The sequence below is a fragment of the Paenibacillus sp. MAHUQ-45 genome, assembly GCF_058133325.1.
Map to the genome: position 1 here is coordinate 207,083 of NZ_JBYUPV010000003.1, position 21,711 is coordinate 228,793.

Sequence of the window (21,711 nt, forward strand, 5' to 3'; positions counted from 1 at the left end):
AGGGGAGACAACCGTCATGCCAAAGGCTGGTGGCGGTGTTTTTTTGAAAATATAAGGATTTATATGTTTTAGGCTATAGTCAGGGGAAAGAAGGGAACAACCGTGAAACAACTGAAGCGCCGGGCAGGACTTCGCTCTATAGTCTACCTTTGCACGTTTATTGTGGTCGTTTATGTATTTGTATTTATGAGTACGCCATACATCATGTACCAGCCGGGCAGCGCTTCGGAGGTCGCTCCGATGATTAAGGTGGAGAATGGTGATCCCGCCGAACAAGGAACCTTCATGATGACGACGGTTTCGGCCAGTTATGCCAATGTGGCGTTGCTCGTGGCCAACATGTTCAACAGCAATGCAGAGATTGCCCGCAAGGATACGCGGCTTGGAGATAAGACGGAAGCGGAATATGCAGCCGAGCAGGTCTACTATATGAACAGCTCTCAGTCCTTGGCAGTGCAGGCGGCGTATCATGCAGCAGGCATTCCGTATAAAGACATTACGGACTATCTCTACGTGTTCTCTGTTCCTAACCAGGACAATAAGAGCCAGTTCCAGCCGGGAGACAAGATATTGAATGTGGATGACCATGCGGTAACCGATCCGGCGGCCCTTTCTACCCTGCTATCTAAGCGGAGTATTGGCGATAAGGTGAAAGTTACATTGCAGCGTGGGGACAAGAAGCTGGAGGAAGAAGTTACGCTTGTGGAGGTCAAAGATAAAGACGCGGCGGCTGGACGTCCAGGCCTTGGTGTGGTCATTGGTGCGGTTCAGAGGGTGGAGCCCAAGGACCCTGGCAAAAGCGTAAGCTTTGTAAACACTGATGTTGGCGGTCCTTCGGCAGGTCTGATGTTTACTATGGAAATCTACAACCGTTTGACGCCTGGTGATCTTACCAAAGGCCACCGGGTAGCCGGAACTGGCACCATCGATGCAGATGGCACGGTAGGACCAATCGGCGGGGTGAAACACAAAATTGTAGCTGCCGACCGGGCTGGAGCGGAGTTTTTCTTCGTGCCTGTTAAGAATTACGATGAGGCTAAGGAGAAAGCAGACAAGATCAGCACAGCCATGAAGCTGGTACCCGTATCTACGCTCACAGAAGCACTGGACTATATGAAAAAGCTTCCGGTCAAACCCTGACCGGAGGCTCCAGATAATCGCGGTATAGGTCCGCACGCAGTGGCTGCCTGAAGGCACCAGCATATGCAGTAGCGGCCTGAATATCACGGGTAAGCTGAGGATGAGGGCAAAGCGCAGGTCGCAGGACGACGGGCAGGGAGGCGCTTTGCTTCATTTTTTTGAGCAGGGGCCGACCGCTTTCCCGAAATCCGAGCACACGGATGTAGCCGGGACCCTCAGCCAATACGGTAGAGGCCAATTCCTCCTTGCTATGCCCCAGCAAAAGATGGAGTAGTAGGCGCTGAAGGCGAGTACGGGTGTAGCGTTTGCTCTTCACCGCTTGAAGCAGGTCCTCTACCCGGAACTGCTCCAGCTCAGGCATGACGCGCAGCAGTCTGTTCTCCAGCCCTTCATTCATGTCATGGAAGGCCCGCAGCTCGTCTGCGGTGCGGGTGGAGAGCAGATGGAGCAGAGGGCTGCGGAAGCTCTCCCAGTCCAGTGGGCCGCGGCCAGCCGCGACTTCGCGCTCCAGGATGGACAGGCTGTATTCCGGCATATATGGCGCCGGAGAACCACCTTCCTGCAGCAGCCGGCGGATAGCCGTGGCGCTGGCGATCGAGGAGCCAGGCTCTAGCGGATCATGGAAGCCTGCGCCGGTCCGCGGCACAGTAAGCGGAGTGATCTTGCTCTTTAGCCGCCGGAGGGCGATGAGGTAATGCAAGCCGAGGCTGTTGTTCGGCTGGCGCAGAAGCTCAGCCGCGCCGGTTTCCGGTTTCTCCTCTCCCAGGAGAAACCCTTCCCAGGCGGCCGCCGCCGCTGCGCTGTAGGCGGCGGGGAAGCTCTCTCCGAGCGCCATGCGGCGGCGGATTTCGCTCTGAAGCTCGCTGCTCTCTTCGGCAAGGTATGCCGCGAGGGGCAGCAGCGAGCCCAAAGTGCCTGCTTCGGACCCGAAGCACAGGCTGTCCACGACCCCGGTCGCTTCCAGCAGGGCCACGGCCCCGTAGGCGAACCATTCTGCCGGTTGAACGGCATAGGCCACCGGCAGCTCAATCACGAGATCGGCGCCCATATGGAGCGCCATCTCTGTCCGGGCTTGCTTGCTCACCGCCGCCGGCTCGCCGCGCTGGGTGAAGGGGCCGCTCATCACTACGATAGTGTGCTCGGCCCCGGAGAGTTTTTTCGCCTCTCTGTAATGATGAACATGCCCGTTATGTAAAGGATTGTATTCTGCAATAATACCTACCGTTGTCACCGGTACCTCACTCCTGTATTGTTATAATAGTCGGCTTTTGGCTCCTGCCAATAGTTATATCATAATTCTCCGTCTTTTCTGAAACAATATAAAGGGAAAATGGTTGACAAAGCTAACCAATGCTAGGTATAATAATTTTTGTTTGTTTGGAGTGATACTGATGAAGATTCACTTTCGCAAAATTGCGAATGCCGACGAACCCTTGCAGATCCATGAAACTATGGATGTAAGCGAGGTAGTCAGAGGGCGTAAGGATATTCTGGACATTAGCCCCCTCTCAGTTAACCTTAATGCGCTGCCCGCGGGTACCGATCAGGTGAACGTGGTGGGTACGCTGAGTGGAGATGTGGACATGTTATGTGGCCGCTGTCTCAATGAGGCTCATAGTCATTTGAAGATTCCTTTTGCCGAGACTTTCAAGTGGCTGAAGCAGCCAGATCTTCCGGAGGAAGACGAAGATGATGAACTCATCTACGTTAAGGACGAGATTGTGGATCTTGTTCCGTACCTGGAAGAAACTTTCGTACTGCACTTGCCGGATTCGGCATTGTGCAAGGCAGACTGTCTTGGTCTTTGTCAGACTTGCGGACAAAATTTGAACGAAGGCACCTGCAGTTGCGACAACACAGTAGTCGATCCTCGACTTGCTGGGTTGAAAGACTTTTTCAAATGATACATTGAATGAACCTGTCTTCCGCGCTTCGCGGGTTAAAACAAATTAGGAGGTGGAATCACATGGCAGTACCTCAACGTAGAACGTCCAAGACACGCCGTGACAAACGTCGCACTCACTTTAAATTGGCTGTGCCGGGCATGGTTAAATGTGAACAATGCGGAGAATTGAAGCTTGCTCACCACGTATGCAAAGTGTGCGGAACGTACAAAGCAAGAGAAATCATCAAGCAATAGTTTTTGGCGAGATGACGAGCGCTCTCCTTTTATTATAAGAGGAGGGCGTTTCTTTTAACCTCAAGTTACATAGTATAGATACAGATGAGAAGCCGCTCTGGAAGTCAATGCTTTATTTTTCCGGCGGCATGCTTTATACTACATATTAGTACCTGGTTCTAAAATGAACTTATAAGATTTTATATCCATATGGACAGCGGTCATTGTGTGGCCGGATGCTTTTGTCTTCAGCACGTGCCAGGAGGTGAGTCGCCATCGAGCGGATGTCTAAAAAGGATCGTCAGCAGCATATGCTTCAGATTATCGGAAGCAATCCTTTCATGACTGATCGGGAATTGACCCGGCAGTTGAAGGTAAGTATCCAGACGGTTCGTCTGGATCGAATGGAGCTAGGAATTCCGGAGCTGCGTGAGCGTATGAAGCAGATGGCTGAGCATTCCTATGATCAGGTGCGCTCACTGCCTGCGGATGAAGTGGTCGGGGATATAGTAGACTTGCAGCTCGACAGGAGCGGCATTTCCATATTTGAGATTCGTGAGGATCATGTCTTCTCCAGAAATGGCATTGCACGCGGACATTACGTATTCGCCCAAGCCAATTCGCTTGCAGTAGCCGTGATCAACGATGAGATTGCCCTGACGGCTTCAGCTGATATTCGTTTCTTGCGTATGATTCATCTGGGTGAGAAATGTATTGCCAAAGCTCAGGTGCGTTCGCTCGCCGGGCGTGGCGGTAAGGCTGAAGTGGATGTATTCACATATGTTGGTGAGGAAATGGTGTTTCAGGGCCATTTTATCGTGTATCGGTCTGCAGTTGAAGAAAACAGCGAAGGGGGAAACCGCAGTGCGGATCGCCATTGATGCCATGGGCGGGGACAATGCTCCTGAATGTAACGTAGAGGGTGCATTGTCCGCGGCCGCGGAGTGGCAGGATACACAGCTGGTGCTCGTCGGAGATGAGGCCAGACTGTTACCACTGCTGAAGAATATGCCGTCTAACGTGACGGTGCGTCATGCAGGAGAGGTTATTGAGGCAGATGAAGAACCTGTAAGAGCGGTACGACGCAAAAAGGACTCCTCGATGGTCGTTGCCGGACGTATGGTGCGCGAAGGAGAAGCCGACGCCATGATCTCGTCCGGTAATACGGGGGCTCTTATGACTACCGGGTTACTGGTTGTAGGTCGGATGGAAGGCATCGAGCGTCCTGCACTGGCACCGATGATACCAACGCTGGACGATGTCGGTGTGCTTGCTCTGGATCTTGGCGCCAATATGGATGCCAAGCCTCAGCATTTGGCACAGTACGCCCTGATGGGCAGCATCTACCGCAACAAGGTGCATGGAATTGCCAAGCCGCGAGTCGGGTTACTTAACGTAGGTACAGAGCCAGGGAAGGGCAATGAACTGACGAAGGAAGCCTATCCGCTGCTGGAGAATGTGCCAGGTATTCATTTTATGGGGAACGTTGAAGCACGTGATGTACTGACAGGCAACTGCGACGTGCTCGTCTGTGACGGCTTTGCTGGCAATATATTGCTGAAATCGCTGGAAGGGACAGCAGGGGCGATCTTCTCACTTTTGAAGGAGCAATTCAGCAAATCGCTTAAGACCAAGCTCGGTGCAGCGATGCTGATGCCTGAACTGCGGAGTCTCAAAGGCAAGATGGATTACAAGGAACACGGCGGTGCGCCGCTGCTCGGTCTTAGTGGACTGGTCGTCAAAGGCCATGGTTCATCCGACGGCAATGCGGTCAAGAATGCGGTCCGTCAGGCGCGCATTGCACTTCAGGCTGATCTTGTGCCAAGCATATCCAAGGAAATTAGCGGGAAGTGAGTGACTAGATGAAGAATTTGCGGCCAGTTGGGATTATTGGAACAGGAAAGTATGTGCCCGAGAAGATCCTGACCAACAGTGACCTGGAAAAGATCGTGGACACCAATGATGAATGGATTGTGAGCCGGACAGGTATTCGGGAACGCCATATTGCAGCTCCACATGAAGCAACCTCTGATCTGGCGTATGAAGCTTCGCTGAAAGCGCTGGAATCCGCTGGGATGAAGGCGGAAGATCTGGATCTGATTATCGTAGCAACGATTACGCCAGACAGTTCATTTCCTTCGACAGCCTGCATTCTGCAGGATAAGCTTGGAGCGAAAGGTGCTGCAGCCTTCGATTTGTCCGCTGCTTGTTCAGGCTTCGTATACAGTCTGGCAACAGCTGTGGGCTTTATTCAGAACGGAATGTACAACAACGCGTTGATTATTGGCGCCGACACGCTTTCTCGTATTACGGATTATACTGATCGCAACACTTGCGTGCTGTTCGGTGACGGTGCGGGTGCGGTAATTATCGGTGAGGTGCCGGAAGGTCGCGGCTTCCAGTCCTTTGATCTCGGTGCTGAAGGTTCCGGCGGCGATCTTCTCAAACAAGAAGCGGGCGGGTCCCGTCTCCCAGCTTCGCATAGCACTGTGGAGGACAAGAAGCACTACATCTACATGAATGGTCGTGAAGTGTTCAAGTTCGCGGTCCGCATCATGGGGACGGCTACAGAACGCGTGCTTACCAAAGCTGGTCTGAGCAAAGAAGATGTGGATCTGTTCGTGCCGCATCAGGCGAATATCCGTATCATTCAGTCGGCCATGCAGCGGTTGGACTTGCCACCAGAGAAATGTGTAATCAATGTAGATAGATATGCCAATACATCGGCAGCTTCCATCCCGCTTGCACTGGTTGAAGCGGCGGAAGAAGGCCGGATGAAGGAAGGCGACAAAGTACTTATGGTCGGCTTCGGCGGAGGCCTCACATGGGGCGCATCCGTTCTGGTATGGTAATATAACGTTGAACTGAAGAAGATAAAGGGTAGACCGCGCGGAGTTTGGCTGCTACCTTTTACGGGAAGGGGATCAACATTATGGGTAAAATTGCATTTGTCTTTCCCGGGCAAGGTGCGCAGGCAGTTGGCATGGGTAAAGATGTGTATGAGGCAATCTCGGATAGTCGTGCAGTATTCGACAAGGGGGACGAGGTACTCGGATTTCCACTGAGCACGCTGGTATTCGAAGGCCCGGACAGTGATTTGAAGCAGACAGTGAACACTCAACCTGCGCTGCTGACAGCGAGTGTGGCGTATCTTGAGGCGCTACGCGGACTTGGTGTGAAGCCGGATTATGTGGCTGGTCACAGTCTTGGGGAATATAGCGCGCTTGTAGCGGCAGGTGTTCTGTCCTACGAGGATGCCGTTAGACTTGTGCGCCTGCGCGGTCGCTTCATGGAAGAAGCTGTACCAGGTGGACAAGGGGCTATGGCCGCGGTGCTTGGTGCGGAGCGTGAAGCGCTGGCAGAACTGTGCCGCAGTATTTCTGAAGAAAGTGGTCTGGTAGAACTGGCAAATGTGAATTGCCCGGGACAGATCGTTGTATCTGGCTCTCAAGCCGGCGTAGAGAGCGTTGTGCAACGCGTCAAGGAAGCCGGCGGTAAGCGGGCCATTCCACTCGAAGTCAGCGGACCGTTCCATTCTTCTTTAATGAAAGAAGCGGCGGATCGTCTGGCCGACGAACTGAAGAATATTACGTTCAATACGCCATCCGTCCCTGTCGTTGTCAATGTCACAGCATCACCGGTCAGTGATCCTGAAGAAATTCGTGAATTGCTGGTTCGTCAGGTGTATTCACCAGTATTGTGGCATGATAGTGTAGAGTGGATGATTAGCGAAGGTGTAGACACTTTTGTAGAGATTGGTTCCGGCAGCGTACTGACAGGCTTGATCCGTAAAATTGACAAGAGCGTTAAGCTCGTCAACATCAATAGCCTGGAGAGTGCGCAAACATCCTGGTAAGCTGCTCGCTGATTAGGTGTGATAATAGCAGGAAGCATATCTAATGAAAGGGGATAAAACTATGTTCTCAGCATTACGGGGCCAGACAGCCCTCGTTACCGGCGCTTCGCGCGGCATTGGTCGCAGCATTGCGCTGGCGCTGGCGGAGCAAGGCGTGAAGGTGGCCGTCAACTTCGCCGGCAGTGAAGAAGCGGCACAGGAGACTGTGGCGCGGATTGTCGAGCTGGGCTCGGAGGGCATAGCTCTTCGGGGCAATGTCGGCAATGCTCAGCAGGCAGACCAGCTCGTGAAAGAGGTGCTGGACACCTGGGGGCGGATTGACATTCTTGTCAATAACGCTGGCATTACCCGGGATAATCTGATTATGCGCATGAAAGAGGAAGAGTTCGATCAGGTCATCGAAACGAATCTCAAAGGCGTGTTCAACTGTCTGAAGGCAGCTACACGTCCGATGATGAAACAACGTTACGGACGGATCATTAACATCTCCTCGGTTGTGGGTGTGACAGGGAATCCTGGTCAAAGCAATTACTCGGCAGCCAAAGCAGGCATTATCGGCCTGACGAAGTCTGCGGCGCGTGAACTGTCCTCACGGGGAATTACCGTGAACTGTATCGCACCGGGCTTCATTGATACCGATATGACCCGTGAGCTGTCCGAGGAAGTCCGCAGCGGACTGGTGGAAGGTATTCCGCTGGCTCGCCTGGGACGGCCGGAAGACATCGCTAATGCGACAGTATTCCTGGCTTCCGAAGGGGCTGCTTACATGACAGGTCAGACACTTCATGTGGATGGCGGTATGTACATGTAAGCCCCGAAATGGGTCCAAAGCCTTGCTGGACAAGGGATTTGAGGAAGCCGGAAAGCGTTTATAACCGTCTATGGCATTTTGACTTCATATCTCGTATAATACCAAAAGAGGAGGTGAACCGGATGTCCGATGTATTGGAGCGTGTAAAGCGCATTGTCATCGACCGCTTAGGTGCCGATGAAGCTGAGGTAACATTAGAAGCGTCTTTCAAAGATGATTTAGGTGCTGATTCTCTTGATGTAGTAGAATTGGTTATGGAATTGGAAGATGAATTCGATATGGAAATCTCTGATGAAGATGCAGAGAAGATTACGACCGTGGGTGAAGTTGTGAAGTACATACAATCTCATACCTAGAGTCATATGATTGAGAGTCCCGATCCTGCTAAGGCGGGACTTCTCCTCATTTTTGCATCTTAATGGGCTTTGCAGGTGCTTATGAGCGCCGCTTATGAAGATAATTACTGAACCGCAGATGCGTTATTCTGCTGCGGAAATTGCAGTTTATATAAGTTTGATTTTACAGTTAACAGATGAGGTGATTGCGTTTGAGTCATAGAGTGGTTATTACCGGAATGGGCGTAGTGACGTCATTGGGCAAGGATCTGGATACCTTCTGGGACAGTCTTATGAATGGCAAATCCGGAGTGTCCTTGGTGGAAGCATTTGATGTTAGTGAATACCCAACGAGAATTGCAGCTTCTATTAAAGATTTTGATCCGGAAGAGCGCTTTGGCCGCAAAGAAGCCCGCAAGATGGACCGGTTTGTACAGTTTGCAGTAGCAGCCGGCGAAGAGGCACTGAAGGATAGTGGCCTGAAGATTGGCGAAGATATCGACGCTGAGCGGATTGGCGTAGCTGTCGGTTCAGGGATTGGCGGACTTGGTACATGGGAAGATCAACATAACCTTCTGCTTGAGAAGGGACCTAAACGTGTCAGCCCGTTCTTCATCCCGATGATGATCGCCAACATGGGATCTGGACAAGTATCTATCAACCTCGGCGCTAAGGGCCCGAACACAACAACAGTAACTGCTTGTGCAACGGGTAGCCATTCTATTGGGGAATCTCTACGGTTGATCCAACGCGGGGATGCGGATGCTATGATTTGTGGCGGTGCAGAAGCGACTATTCGCCCGACAGGTATGGCCGGTTTCTGTGCAATGAGAGCGATGTCGACACGCAACGACGAGCCAGAGAAGGCAAGCCGTCCGTTTGACACTGACCGTGACGGGTTTGTCATGGGTGAGGGCGCAGGAATCCTGATTCTTGAATCGCTGGAGCATGCACAAAAGCGCGGCGCGAAGATTTACGCGGAAGTCATTGGTTACGGTCTCAGTGGTGACGCGCATCACATGACAGAGCCAGATCCAGACGGAGCGGCACGCTGCATGAAGATGGCCATCCGCGATGCTGGCATTAAGCCAGAGGAGATTGATTACATCAATGCTCATGGTACATCGACTCCGGTTGGGGACAAGTCGGAGACTGAAGCTGTTAAGAAGGCACTTGGAGATCATGCTTACAAGGTAGCCATCAGTTCCACTAAGTCGATGACAGGTCACCTGCTCGGCGCAGCTGGCGGGGTGGAAGCAATCATCTGTGGGCTTTCTCTGCAGAACGGTATGATTGCACCAACCATCAACCTGGACAATCAAGACCCGGAATGCGATCTTGATTATGTACCGAATGTTCCGCGCAAAGCGGACTTGAACATTGTAATGTCGAATTCATTCGGATTCGGTGGACATAACGCAACCGTTATTTTGAAAAAATTCAATCAGTAAGGGGACAGTGCGGTGAAAGGAGACCTGAAGCAGTTACAGCATCAACTTCAAATCCAATTTCACGATTCTGTGCTTCTGAAGCAGGCCTTTACCCATGCGTCATACGTGAATGAACACCGATTTAATCAGCATCAGGACAATGAACGTCTGGAATTTCTGGGCGACGCTGTCCTGGAGCTGACAGTCTCCGAGTATCTGTATAATCTGCTGCCGGACAGGCCAGAAGGAGAACTGACCAAGCTGCGGGCCGCAATTGTCTGCGAGCCATCATTGGTCAAGTTCGCTGAAAGTCTGGGCTTTGGACGGTATGTGCTCCTGGGAAAAGGGGAAGAACTTACGGGTGGACGTACTCGCCCTGCCCTGCTTGCAGATGTGTTCGAATCTTTCGTGGGAGCGCTTTACCTGGATCAGGGGTTGGAGGCAGCACGCTCCTTCCTGGATAACCATGTCTTCCCTCTTGTGGAAACGGACGGCAAGCTTCAGATGCAGATTAGCGATTTCAAGACGGAACTGCAGGAACTGATTCAGCATCACAACATGGGTACGCTGGAATATCGGATCATTGAAGAACGGGGACCTGCGCATGAGCGCGAATTTGTCTCCGAGGTATACATGGCCAGCCGTTCACTTGGCCGGGGAAGCGGACGCTCCAAGAAAGAAGCGGAGCAGCAAGCAGCAGCAGCGGCGCTGTTGCGTCTCAAGGAAGACGGTGCCTGATAATGCACCTGCTACCACTTCGAAAGTGGTGGCCGATGGGAGAGAGCAGCAATGGTCTGAATGCCGGCGTATAGGCGGAGGTCAGACCGTTGCTGCTCTTTTTTTTGAAATATAAGAAACTAAAGAAACACAGGCACAGGTGAGATTGTTTTAGGGTGCTGAACGCTATGGTATAATGGGTCAGAGGTGATTGGCGAGTCATGTTTTTGAAACGGATTGAATTAGCGGGCTTTAAATCATTTGCCGACAAGACGGAAATGGAGTTTGTACGCGGGATTACGGCTGTAGTTGGGCCTAACGGCAGCGGCAAAAGTAACATCTCCGACGGCATCCGCTGGGTGCTTGGTGAACAAAGCGCCAAATCGCTGCGCGGTGGCAAGATGGAAGATATCATTTTTGCCGGAAGCGATGCACGCAAAGCAGTGAATTACGGTGAAGTCTCGCTGACGCTGGACAATGAAGACCATACGCTGCCGCTTGATTTCAGCGAGGTCACAGTAACCCGGCGTGTTCACCGCAGCGGAGAAAGTGAATATTTGATCAATAAGCAGTCCTGCCGCCTGAAGGACATCACGGAATTGTTCATGGACACAGGGATCGGACGGGAAGCATACTCCATTATTGGACAAGGCCGGATTGAGGAGATTCTCAGTACCCGTTCCGAGGATCGGCGAGGAATCTTCGAAGAAGCCTCAGGTATTGTCAAATACAAATCGCGCAAGAAGGATGCTGGCCGCAAGCTGGATGAGACTGAGCAGAACCTGCTCCGTATCCATGACCTGCTTAGTGAGCTGGAGGATCAGGTGGGTCCGCTGAAGGAGCAATCCGAGAAGGCGATCCGCTACAAGGAACTGCGTGAGCAGTTGAAACAGCTGGAAATCTCGGTCTATGTGCATCAGATTGAAGGCATTCATACGTCCTGGCAGGAAGGCAATGCGAAGCTTGAAAAGCTGCGTGACGAGCAGTTAGAGCTGGCGACAGTAGTCTCTGCTCATGATGCGAAGCTTGAGAGCGGTCGATCCGCCCTGCGAGCGCTTGAGGCACAGGTTGAGGAGCAGCAGGAGCAGTTACTGCGCTACAGTGAAGCCTATGAGAAAAGCGAAGGCTTGGGCGAGGTGCTTAAAGAACGTCACCGGAACCTGGAAAGCAACCGTGAACAGTTACTGCTTACGCTCGGTTCTGTAGGTGAGCGTTCAGCGGATCGTCAGCGTGAGCTGGCTGCCTTGGAGCAGAAGCTGGAGCAGTCCAGGCTGGCGCTGGCTGAGCTGCGGGGCCAACTGAGTGATGAAGAAGCGAAGCTGGAAGGCGTTGCGGACGGTATCAGCCAAAGTAAGGAAGAGAAGCTCAAAAGCGCCTTGCTGGAGCTGATGAACCTTATGGCCCAGGCCCGCAATGAAATCCGTTATGCGGATCAGCAGAAGGAGAACCTGGAACGGCGGATGAGTCGCAGCGAGGAAGAAGGCGACAAGTGGAATGTTCGCCATGAAGAGTTGATTTCTGCCCAGAAGGGGCTCAAGGATAAGATTGCTCTTCTCGGCAAGGAGCTTGGCGAGCTGCGCAATGCCTATATTTCCGAGAGCGAGCAGCTCAGCAAGCGGCAGAAGTTGATCGAAGAGACCGGAGCGGGCTTACGCAAGTGGGAACAGAAGCGAGAAGCTCAGGTCTCTCGTCATGAGACCATGAAGGAAATGCAGGATGACTTCGATGGCTTCATGCTTGGGGTCAAAGAAGTGCTCAGGGGTGCCCGTAAAGGCCAACTGAGCGGGGTGCACGGTGCCGTTGCCGAGCTGATCTCGGTACCTGAGAATTTAGAGCTGGCAGTAGAGACCGCCATGGGAGCGTCTTTACAGCATGTCGTGATGGAGAATGAGGCGGTATCCCGTCAAGCGATTGCTTTTCTGAAGCAGCGCCAGCTTGGTCGGGCAACGTTCTTGCCACTCGATGTTATCCGTCCACGGCAGATTACGGGTAGTGACCGTAGCCTGGTGGAAGGTGCAGAGGGCTTTGTCGGGATCGGTTCCGAACTTGTCGGCTTCGATGACCAATATGCCAACATCGTGGGCAGTTTGCTTGGCAATGTGGTCATTGCCGAAAGTCTGGAGCAAGCCAACCGGATTGCGGCGAAATGTCAGTATCGCTACCGGGTCGTAACCCTTGAAGGCGATGTTGTTAATGCCGGCGGTTCGATGACCGGTGGTAGTCAGCACAAGAAGAACAATAGCTTGCTGAGCCGTAAACGTCAGCTGGATCAGCTGAGCGGCGAGATTGAAGAGACGGAACGGCAGATTGTCAAGCTGAAGCAGGGCATTGACCGTCTTCGCGAGGAGCAGGAGAAGGCTAGCACGAAGCTGGAGGATCTGCGCCATGGCGGGGACGAGAAGCGGCTTGAAGAACAACGTGTTTCCGGCGACTTGAAACAGCTGGAGCAGGAGCTGCGTCATGTGCTGGAACAGGTTGAAAGTGCTGGCGCACAACGCAGCAGCTTTGAGACTGAAGCTCGCAACCTGGAAGAGTCGCGCAAGCAGGCTACGGCCGAGCTGGAACGGCTGGAAAAGGAAGAGAAGGATGCTCATGAGGCCATCCGCAATGCCGAATCTGCTCGCAAAGCGAACGAATCAGCCAAGGAAGAGCTACAGAGCAAGCTGACTAGTATGAAGGTCGCGGAAGGGAAGCTCGATCAGGAGATTTTCTCCCTGGAGGAACAGCTCCGCCGGATGAGACAGGATGTCGGCTCACAGGATAAAGAACTGCGTCAGAATCGGAATTTGCTGAATACGATTGAACAAGATCTTGCCGACAATGAGCTTAAAGCCGTCAAGCAGAAGGAAGATATGAACAGCTACCGGATCAAGAAGGAAGAAACAGCCGGGAAACTGGATTTCTCCCGTGCTGAGCGGTCTGCGTTGACCCGCAAGCTGGAGCTGGAAGAAGGCGAGACTAAGGATCAGCGGCAGGCGCTGAAGGTCGTGGATGACAAACTGCGCTCTACAGAGGTAGCTGTTGGTAGACTCGATGTGGAACTGGACAACATTCTGCGCAAACTGAGCGACGATTACGAGCTGAGCTATGAACTGGCGAAACAGCGTTACCCGGTTCCAGAAGATGTCCCTGCCACGCAGATGGAAGTACAGCGTCTGAAGCGCAGTATTTCTACACTTGGTGAAGTCAACCTGGGCGCTATTGAGGAATATCAGCGTGTACATGAACGCTTCACGTTCCTGAGTGGCCAGAAGGATGACCTCGTGGAAGCTAAGACAACCTTGTATCACGTGATCCGTGAGATGGAAGAGGAAATGTCGAAGCGCTTCAAGCAGACCTTTGATGCCATCCGCAAGGAGTTCGGGACTGTGTTCACGAAGCTGTTTGGCGGAGGCCGAGCCGATCTGCAGCTGCTGGACCCAGACCATATGCTGGATACGGGAATCGACATTGTCGCTCAGCCACCAGGGAAGAAGCTGCAGAACTTGCAGCTGCTCTCCGGTGGAGAGCGTGCACTTACAGCAATGGCCCTACTCTTCGCCATTCTGCAGGTCAAGCCGGTACCGTTCTGTGTACTGGATGAGGTCGAAGCCGCACTAGATGAAGCCAATGTGGTACGTTTTGCCCAGTATTTGCGTGAGTTCTCAGAGCAGACGCAATTCATTGTTGTTACCCACCGGAAAGGCACAATGGAGGAAGCAGATGTGCTATACGGGGTCACGATGGAAGAAGGCGGCGTATCCAAGCTGGTGTCGGTGAAGCTGGAGGATGAGGAAGCGGAGATTGCTTAATGCAGGAGAGTTGCGGTTGAACGCAACTATATGTAGCCTGACACGACAGAGAAAGTGATGAACAAGCTTTGCAATATGAGTGGAGTGGGGGAAGACAATGAGCTTTTTTAGAAAACTAAAAGAAAGCATCGCCAGCAAAACGGAGAGTGTAACCAAGCAATTCCGCGACGGACTGGAGAAGACACGTCAAGGGTTCGTCGAGAAGGTAGCAGATCTGATTACCCGTCGCAAAAAAATTGATGAGGAGTTCTACGAGGAGCTCGAAGAAATTCTGATCGGTGCTGACGTAGGCGTCAATACGGTTATGACACTGGTAGAAGAGCTGCGTGCAGAGGTCAAGAAACAGCGGATCGAAGACGCCTCAGAGCTGCGGCCGATTCTGTCAGGCAAGCTGATGGACCTGCTGCGTGGAGACGATGACAACAGCCTGAAAGAGAACCCTGACGGTATCACCGTTATTCTCTTCGTCGGCGTTAACGGTGTTGGTAAAACGACGACGATCGGCAAGCTGGCGCACCGCTACAAACAACAAGGTAAAAAAGTTCTTCTTGCCGCAGGCGATACCTTCCGTGCGGGAGCCATTGAACAGCTGGAAGTATGGGGACAGCGTGCAGGTGTGGACGTGATTAAGCAGCAGGCGGGTTCCGATCCGGCAGCAGTTATGTACGATGCCGTGCAGGCCGCGAAGCAGCGTAATGTGGATATCTTGATTTGCGACACCGCAGGCCGATTGCAGAATAAGAGCAACCTGATGGAAGAGTTGAACAAAATCTTCCGCGTCATCCAGCGTGAGATCCCAAGTGCACCGCATGAGGTGCTGATGGTACTGGATGCGACAACTGGGCAAAACGCGTTAACTCAGGCCAAGCTCTTTGGCGAGAAAAGCGGTGTAACTGGTCTGGTCTTGACCAAGCTGGACGGAACAGCCAAAGGTGGTATCGTTGTAGCGATTCGCCAGGAGATGAACCTTCCGGTGAAGCTCGTTGGACTGGGTGAGAAAATGGAAGATCTACAACCATTCGATTCCCAGCAGTTCGTACATGCTTTGTTCGCAGGTATGATTGATGAGGAGGAGAAGGCGGAAGAGTAAGCCGCCAGTGTTTAGGATCGTCTAGAATTACAGAAAAACAATTTTTAACCAATGGCTTCGCCCTTTGTTTTCAGAGGGCGAAGCCATTGGTCGTTTTTAAGGGAAATACTTATCGCCATATGAAGCAGTAAAAAATAGATTTGTGCGATGCAAATAAAAACAGCGACTGATCTAGTGGGTAGTCCACTGTTTTTTTGGTAAAACTTACATGTACCCCGTCTCGATGGCGATTGCATAATCCTCTCGCCCATTGAATCGAGCTAGCTGTACAGCTTCAGTCCAGTTGTAAGGCACCTGGATATGTGACACTGTCCAGTGACTCTCCATCCCTTCCAATAGTAAGTAGCGAGCATGCGGGGAACCCGATTCCATTTGATGAGGATAGGGCAACTCGTCATCATAAGCAGGGAGGCCAACGCTGCCCGCATTGACGATAAACTTTCCGTCTGGCAGATACATGCTTCGTCCCATATGACTGTGCCCACATACGATTAATCGACTAGAGCATTCCGCAAGCTCCTTTTGAAGTTTCGCTGGGTCTTTAAGTTTTACTCCTGTTGCTGTTACTTCCTCCAACAGATAATGGTGATTGGAATAAGGTGTACCGTGGCAGAACAATAAATCCTTATAAGTCCATGTGGGCAGGAATGTACTTAGCCATGTTTCATGCACGGATGTCAGCAGTGGTTTGACAAAATCAAACGTACGTTGTCCGGTGGCTGCAGTCAGTAAAATTTGATCGCAATTGCCCATAATGTGTATCATATTGGGATAACTCATTAGCAGCTCAGTTGTTCCAAGCGGATCAAGTGGGCCGTAGATTACATCCCCAAGCTGAACGATATGTTGAACACCTCGGCTTTTGATATCCGCCAACACGGCTTCCAGCGCGAGACGGTTGCTGTGAATATCCGAAATTATTGCAATTTTATCCATTGAAAAACCTCCTCATAATATTCCCTTTAATAAAAACTCTACGGTGTCTTATGTACGGTATCAATTGAAAATATCTTAATAGTCATACTCTACCAAATCAGCCGAACGATAACATAGCTTTCATCATAATAAAAAAGTGCGGAGAAGAGGAAGGGTCCTCATGCTCTGCACTTTTTTCTAATTCATGAGTTGCAACCATTAATTCGGTGTCAAACAATTTTTAATCGCTGTGCACATTTTCTTTATTTTCCGAAAAATCAGCAAGCTGACGATTCATCTCATCGATCGTTTGCTCAACACTCAGCACGCCTGTCAGCATTTTTTCAAGAGATAACCCGATTACCAGTTCCAGCTTCTTGGTGTTAATTCCTGTGCCGTCCAGAGTTTTGGTTTCCCTGATCCCCTGAGCGCTCCATTTGCTCGCATCCTGAAGCCAAGGGTACAGCGTGCGGATTGTATAATTGTTATTGATCTCTGTCTTGCCAGTTGTCCCCCCAAGTAGGCTGATCTGCTCCGCAATTTCAGTTTGATTGACCCATTTCATGAACTGAATGGCGGCGTCAATCTTATTACTGTTCTTCGAAATCCCGATTACGCCACCACCAAGTAGTGGAGCATTCCCCGGAACAGGCGCCGAGCCGATAAAAGAGCCGACATCACTGTGCGCTATACGCGAGACATGGTTCATAAAGCCGATGACCATCGCCGTTTCGCCCCTGGCAAAGCTATTGACCGACTCTCCCCACCAGGCTTCATCCAATTTCTGAGCTACGTTTAACGTTTCTATAAAGTTGTGTAGCGCTTGCGTAGCCTTCGGCAAGTCCAGCGTCATCCCATTGCTGTTTAATAATCGGCCGCCCTCAGCGTAATAGCGGGTCAGGAACTCAAGCGCGATAATTTCCGGTCTGCCAAGCGTCACGCTTGTACCATACGGTGTCGGAGACTGACTGAAGCAGGACTGTGTGAAGAAGGTCACCAGTTTAGTGTATGCTTCATAGTCTGCGGGTTCCGTTAACTGCTCTTTATATTTTTCAAAGTACATCCGCTTGATCATCTGATCTTCAAACAAATCTTTTCGGTAGAAGAGCATCTGAACGCTGGGGTCAAAAGGAAACGTGTATGCGACCCCTTCGACATTCATATAGTTGTCTTTAATGTGAAGCGGGAGGGCATCAATAATCTCATCGAATTCCTCGTCCAGACCGTGGAGCGGATGAAAGGACGTCTTACCGAACCAAGATAACCACGCCATATCCATCCGGACGATATCATAACCTGAATTGCCTGAAGCTTCTGACAGGATTTGATAAATCTCCTCATAGGTGTGAATGGCGAGTGATACATGAATGCCTGTTTTCTTGCTGAAATGAGGGAGTAGCTTCTTCAGCGCATCTGTTGTCGGACTGGGGATCGTTAGCATCGTCAGGCTTGCCCCGCTTTGATCGTTCACTGTCGGCGAATTTACCAGCTCTAATCCGTTGTTCGGGAAAATCGTATGCTTCGCAATTTTTTCCTGTCCGTTCACTTGCTTCATTAAAGAGTCGGCAATATGATGCCCGAACAGCTGATAATTTTGCTGATACTTGATGAACTGGTCGTCAAAAGCTGCTTCGGTTGGCGTCAGGCATAGGATCGGCGGCTGCGAATCATCGGAACCGTAGTAATGAGCGTTCTTCAGGAGCTGAGCCCGGCTCAGGCTGGATGTCACAATAATGTCTGGCGTCCCATTTTCCCAAAATTCAAACGCTCTGCTATACGACTGCCCCATGGGAGAAGCGATTATTTTGACCGAAGCTTGCTTCATGTTCTCCGCTATAGCCTCAGCGAACTGCTGCTCGCTTGAATATTTCTGTTCATCCACAAAAATCCCGATCGATTGATACCCTTGTTCTGATAGGTAGCTTGAAACATCTTTCCCGGCCTGTACGAAGTCAAAAGCAGCAAATGCCTTGCTGTTCTTAATTTTCCGATTCACAAACAGAATATTCTCTTTCGGAATATTGAGTTCATTGTAATAGATAGAGGCATCGTCCAGGCAAGAGATGGTGATAATTCCGGTAACGCGTTCTTCGGCAATTTCCTTCAGTATGTTTTGTTCGTTCAGCTGCAGATCGTAGGTTATGTAGAGATGGGTGCGATAGCCCCATTCGGTCAGCGTCTTATCCAGACCCTTGTACAGTTGGGCATACTCCTCTGATTCAATGCTCGGAATGATGATGGAGATTGATTTGGTTACGCCGGAACGCAGGGACTGCGCCTTGTAGTTGATTTTATATCCAAGCTGCCGGGCAGCCTCTTCTACCAGCCGGATCTTCTTGGCACTGACGTTGCCTCTTCCGTTCAATACATTGGACACCGTTCCATGCGAGACGCCGGCTGCTTTTGCAATATCCTTGATTGTAGCCATGTTACAATCCTCCTACTTTTTTGGCTCAAATAAAATCAGTGCTTGAACTACTACGTGCTAGCAGCCGCTACGGGCGCGAAGGGTTCTTCCGATCGCTGTTAAAGCCCGATTTCTGGAATGAAGCATAGAGGGGGTGAAATCGGTCTTTAAAGGCGAACGCTACGCTTCTCCAGAATCCCTTCGCCCCTCCGCTCCGTTTCGACGTTAAGTAAAACACTGATTTTCTGCTGAGCCCATATTCCTTCATCATAACTATAATAAATTTTACGTTCAATAAGAGATTTGTAAAAAGATGAAAGGACGTCTATAGTATGTTCAAATCACTCTAAATTGACACGTTCCAATTAATTTGATAAGATGAATTTGAATCCAGTACACTCAGGAGCAGGAGGCACATTTAGATGTTTGGAAAAGCAATATTCAGCAAGATCAATGGGTTGCTTAATCAACGCTTTAATGAACGAGGAATTTTGATTGCCGTACATAGAGGAAGCTTCGGCGGCAATATTATTGAAAATACGCTTCCCGCGTTTAAAATCGCACTGCAGCAGGGCGGCGATATGATCGAAATCGATTTGGCCAAATCGACAGATGGCGCAATCTACTTGTTTCATGATGGCGGAGAGCCCCGGCTGCTGAACGAGACTGATAATATCACCACGATGGATTCTTCCCGAATTGACGGGTTATCTTACTACAATAGTTTATTTTGTCGTACGAACACCAAGCTGGATCGTCTGGAGCAGGTGTTGCCTCATTTAAAAGGTGATACGTTGATTAACATCGACCGTGCCTGGGATTTCTGGCCTGAGCTGGTGGAGATTCTGGACCAATATGACATGATGAATCAGTTGCTTTTAAAAGGACCTGTGAGTAAGGAAACACTGGAATTTTTCGATACTTACGAGAAAAAGTATATGTTTATGCCGATTATTCACTCTGCCCAGGAGATCGAGACCGTGTTGTCTTACACCAATATTAATCTGGTGGGTATGGAATTGATCGTGAAGACAGACAGCGACCCGCTGTTCCAGGACAACGTTATAGAAAGACTTCATGAGCAAAATCTTTTTGTATGGGCCAACGCCATTACACTGGATGATGACACTGTCCTATACGGCGGCTTGGATGATGATACATCGATTATTCAAAGCCCTGATCTGGGTTGGGGAAAAATAATCGAGAAGAAGATCGACATTATTCAAACGGATTGGCCTTCACTATTATCTCCTTACCGGAATGAACGACTGAAAGAGACAGAACTTCAACGTTTATAAATAACAATAAGTAACCCGCCCTGGATAGACCAGTGGCGGGTTTTATAATATCAAGCATCAACCAATCCGTCAGTGAGTGATCTGTCGATGCTAGCTATTATCTGAAATTCAAGTGAGTCGAGATGGTGATATTCAGGTGATGACGACCTTTGGGTTGTCGTTGCAGGATTTGGAATCAGACAATAAGGAACAGTGCAATTAGCATAAGACGCTGTATATAAAAATAGACCAAGTGATTGTTGTCCATAGACGGACGGAATCATTTGGTCTATTTTTCAAGCACTATATCCATGGATTCAAAATCCACTTTGCATTTCGCTCTTATCATAAAATCAATCCCAACAATTCCATCAAAGCCATAAGGCTCTTGAATCGAACCAAGCTGAATTGGAAAATCAGTCAGAACAATATGTTCAATGCAAAGGTCGGGGATATGCTGTTCATAGCAAATTTCACTTGTTCCTCCTACTCCATACATCCGCTTGGCTCGTCCATTAATAAAATCAATGTGGATGCTTATTGCAGCTAATGCATCAGTATCAAAGACGGTTGCCGCACAGCCTGTATCAAATAGAACATTGTGCAAAATGATGGATTTTTCTTTATGGCTTAAGGTCAAAGAAACGATGGGCAAGCCATGTAGCAGTTGTAGCTTCATGTTCGCTGCCGCACTCCTGAGAAAAACTCCTCTACGACCTCAACATCGTTTCTGCTCGTATGAAATACATATAGCTCACGAGTCGGGTGGAGCTTGTGTAGCTCTTTATAGCCGTTCCACGCCTCTTGCGGATTATCGTAGTCTTGAATGACCGCCATATCCTCTAATTGACGCACACGGTTGCTTGAGCTTACCTTGATTGCTTCCACCAGTACAAAACGACCTGGGTGTAAATCGGTAATCTCTTCCCATTTCATTGGCTTCACCTCGCTTGGATTATTCTGTTTTATTATAACATAGCTACCCAAGGATGAATGAAGTAAGTGTGGGGAATGGTGTGTTAAGCCTGGCGATGGATGTGAACAAGTGATTCAATCCATCTATGGGTGGACTTAATCCATAGTGAATTCGGATAAACTAAATGTACACCGAAGAACACATGGAGAAAGTGAGGAAACAAACATGATGAATATTCTGATTGTAATTGTAATTGTCCTGCTGTTATCGCTTAAGGAAAAAGAAGTAAATACCACGCGTTTATGGCTTTTACCTGCCATTCTAGCGTATGTAGTGTTTACCAGCATAGCCCAAACAACGTTGACCGTGAGTAGTATGCTGCTATATATTCTTTTTCTAGTGATCGGTTGTGGTATTGGCGCATGCCGAGCCTATTTGGAACGGATTCGAATTCATCCGGAGTCTGGGAAAATTATGTTGAAAGGATCGTTGGCCAGCAGCATTCTCTTGATCGTGGTTTTGTTGCTACGCCAGCTCGTCAGTTCACTAGATGCGCATAATACTTTCCACATCCTGAGCAGTGCGCTACTGTTTCTTCCCTTGGGAAGCATTGCTGCTCGCAGGTACTTCCTGTATACCAAAGTTCGGCGTTTACAGGAACGAGGCGTTTAATCTAAAGTAGCTCGCAAAGAAAGGATACACATGCAGATAGCAATACCCTGTTTTTTGGATAATCAGCAGACCTTTATGTGGCAATCCTATTGTTTGTTTTTCAAGTAGATACGTATAGCTTGTTTATTCGTAATTTTAAATTCTACAGGATTTTATTTGTTGGTTATACTTGGTTATAAAGCCCCTATGATTGCAATAATCAATAGGGGCTTTATTTTTTACCGTCACCAGAACC

20 protein-coding genes are annotated in these 21,711 nt (G+C 50.0%); 15 read left to right on the forward strand and 5 right to left on the reverse strand.

Features of this window, described 5'->3' with window-relative positions:
• The first annotated feature begins 102 nt into the window (after positions 1-102).
• Positions 103-1,140, forward strand: coding sequence for a SepM family pheromone-processing serine protease (locus AC3Y23_RS08250; protein WP_379197570.1), 1,038 nt, complete (start codon positions 103-105; stop codon positions 1,138-1,140).
• Here the strand turns inward: AC3Y23_RS08250 and AC3Y23_RS08255 are convergent.
• Entirely contained in the window at positions 1,130-2,371 is a 1,242-nt protein-coding gene (locus tag AC3Y23_RS08255) for a nucleotidyltransferase (RefSeq protein WP_379197572.1), read from the reverse strand. The two genes, AC3Y23_RS08250 and AC3Y23_RS08255, sit on opposite strands and share 11 nt — an antisense overlap.
• A gap of 160 nt (positions 2,372-2,531) precedes the next feature.
• Here AC3Y23_RS08255 and AC3Y23_RS08260 point away from each other — a divergent pair, with 160 nt between their 5' ends.
• From AC3Y23_RS08260 to ftsY, 12 genes are all read left to right on the forward strand, one after another.
• Entirely contained in the window at positions 2,532-3,044 is a 513-nt protein-coding gene (locus tag AC3Y23_RS08260) for a YceD family protein (protein WP_379197574.1), read from the forward strand.
• A 62-nt stretch (positions 3,045-3,106) separates the two neighbouring features.
• Complete coding sequence (gene rpmF, locus AC3Y23_RS08265; RefSeq protein WP_026263995.1) at positions 3,107-3,280, forward strand: 50S ribosomal protein L32; 174 nt, start codon at positions 3,107-3,109, stop codon at positions 3,278-3,280.
• 263 nt (positions 3,281-3,543) lie between these two features.
• Positions 3,544-4,140 (forward strand): transcription factor FapR, encoded by a 597-nt coding sequence (gene fapR, locus AC3Y23_RS08270; RefSeq protein WP_379197577.1) that lies wholly within the window; start codon positions 3,544-3,546, stop codon positions 4,138-4,140.
• Entirely contained in the window at positions 4,124-5,113 is a 990-nt protein-coding gene (gene plsX / locus AC3Y23_RS08275) for a phosphate acyltransferase PlsX (RefSeq protein WP_379197579.1), read from the forward strand. Before fapR ends, plsX begins: the two co-directional genes overlap by 17 nt.
• Positions 5,114-5,121: 8 nt before the next feature.
• Complete coding sequence (locus tag AC3Y23_RS08280; protein WP_379197581.1) at positions 5,122-6,111, forward strand: beta-ketoacyl-ACP synthase III; 990 nt, start codon at positions 5,122-5,124, stop codon at positions 6,109-6,111.
• Positions 6,112-6,191: 80 nt separating this feature from the next.
• Positions 6,192-7,115 carry an ACP S-malonyltransferase gene (gene fabD, locus AC3Y23_RS08285; protein ID WP_379197583.1) on the forward strand — a complete coding sequence of 308 codons (924 nt, stop codon included), beginning with the start codon at positions 6,192-6,194 and terminating at the stop codon, positions 7,113-7,115.
• Between the two features lie 61 nt (positions 7,116-7,176).
• Positions 7,177-7,926: a 3-oxoacyl-[acyl-carrier-protein] reductase gene (fabG, locus tag AC3Y23_RS08290; RefSeq protein ID WP_379197585.1), complete on the forward strand. Its 750-nt coding sequence runs from the start codon at positions 7,177-7,179 to the stop codon at positions 7,924-7,926.
• A 122-nt stretch (positions 7,927-8,048) separates the two neighbouring features.
• A complete protein-coding gene (locus AC3Y23_RS08295; RefSeq protein ID WP_019911228.1) occupies positions 8,049-8,282 on the forward strand; it encodes an acyl carrier protein in 234 nt (77 codons plus the stop codon).
• A 191-nt stretch (positions 8,283-8,473) separates the two neighbouring features.
• Positions 8,474-9,712: a beta-ketoacyl-ACP synthase II gene (gene fabF, locus AC3Y23_RS08300; RefSeq protein WP_379197587.1), complete on the forward strand. Its 1,239-nt coding sequence runs from the start codon at positions 8,474-8,476 to the stop codon at positions 9,710-9,712.
• Positions 9,713-9,724: 12 nt separating this feature from the next.
• A complete protein-coding gene (rnc, locus tag AC3Y23_RS08305) occupies positions 9,725-10,429 on the forward strand; it encodes a ribonuclease III (RefSeq protein ID WP_066369703.1) in 705 nt (234 codons plus the stop codon).
• Positions 10,430-10,629: 200 nt separating this feature from the next.
• On the forward strand, positions 10,630-14,199 hold the full coding sequence (smc, locus tag AC3Y23_RS08310) for a chromosome segregation protein SMC (RefSeq protein ID WP_379197590.1): 3,570 nt from the start codon (positions 10,630-10,632) through the stop codon (positions 14,197-14,199).
• Between the two features lie 97 nt (positions 14,200-14,296).
• The gene (gene ftsY / locus AC3Y23_RS08315; RefSeq protein ID WP_379197592.1) at positions 14,297-15,289 is read left to right on the forward strand and encodes a signal recognition particle-docking protein FtsY; all 993 of its coding nucleotides are present in this window, start codon (positions 14,297-14,299) and stop codon (positions 15,287-15,289) included.
• Between the two features lie 204 nt (positions 15,290-15,493).
• Here ftsY and AC3Y23_RS08320 read toward each other — a convergent pair whose 3' ends face one another.
• Together AC3Y23_RS08320 and AC3Y23_RS08325 are read right to left on the reverse strand one after the other, a co-directional pair.
• Positions 15,494-16,225, reverse strand: a complete 732-nt coding sequence (locus AC3Y23_RS08320) for a metallophosphoesterase family protein (RefSeq protein ID WP_379197594.1) — start codon at positions 16,223-16,225, stop codon at positions 15,494-15,496.
• Between the two features lie 220 nt (positions 16,226-16,445).
• The gene (locus tag AC3Y23_RS08325) at positions 16,446-18,632 is read right to left on the reverse strand and encodes an extracellular solute-binding protein (RefSeq protein ID WP_379197596.1); all 2,187 of its coding nucleotides are present in this window, start codon (positions 18,630-18,632) and stop codon (positions 16,446-16,448) included.
• Between the two features lie 401 nt (positions 18,633-19,033).
• Between AC3Y23_RS08325 and AC3Y23_RS08330 the strand changes: the two genes are divergently transcribed.
• Entirely contained in the window at positions 19,034-19,909 is an 876-nt protein-coding gene (locus tag AC3Y23_RS08330; protein ID WP_379197598.1) for a glycerophosphodiester phosphodiesterase family protein, read from the forward strand.
• Positions 19,910-20,177: 268 nt separating this feature from the next.
• On the opposite strand, the gene AC3Y23_RS08335 is transcribed toward AC3Y23_RS08330, so the two are convergent.
• The gene (locus AC3Y23_RS08335) at positions 20,178-20,567 is read right to left on the reverse strand and encodes a pepsin/retropepsin-like aspartic protease family protein (protein WP_379197600.1); all 390 of its coding nucleotides are present in this window, start codon (positions 20,565-20,567) and stop codon (positions 20,178-20,180) included.
• The gene (locus tag AC3Y23_RS08340; RefSeq protein WP_379198552.1) at positions 20,564-20,824 is read right to left on the reverse strand and encodes a hypothetical protein; all 261 of its coding nucleotides are present in this window, start codon (positions 20,822-20,824) and stop codon (positions 20,564-20,566) included. The genes AC3Y23_RS08335 and AC3Y23_RS08340 overlap by 4 nt, the downstream gene beginning before the upstream one ends.
• A gap of 205 nt (positions 20,825-21,029) precedes the next feature.
• Between AC3Y23_RS08340 and AC3Y23_RS08345 the strand changes: the two genes are divergently transcribed.
• Positions 21,030-21,476 (forward strand): CcdC protein domain-containing protein, encoded by a 447-nt coding sequence (locus AC3Y23_RS08345; RefSeq protein ID WP_379197602.1) that lies wholly within the window; start codon positions 21,030-21,032, stop codon positions 21,474-21,476.
• The last annotated feature ends 235 nt before the right edge of the window (positions 21,477-21,711 follow it).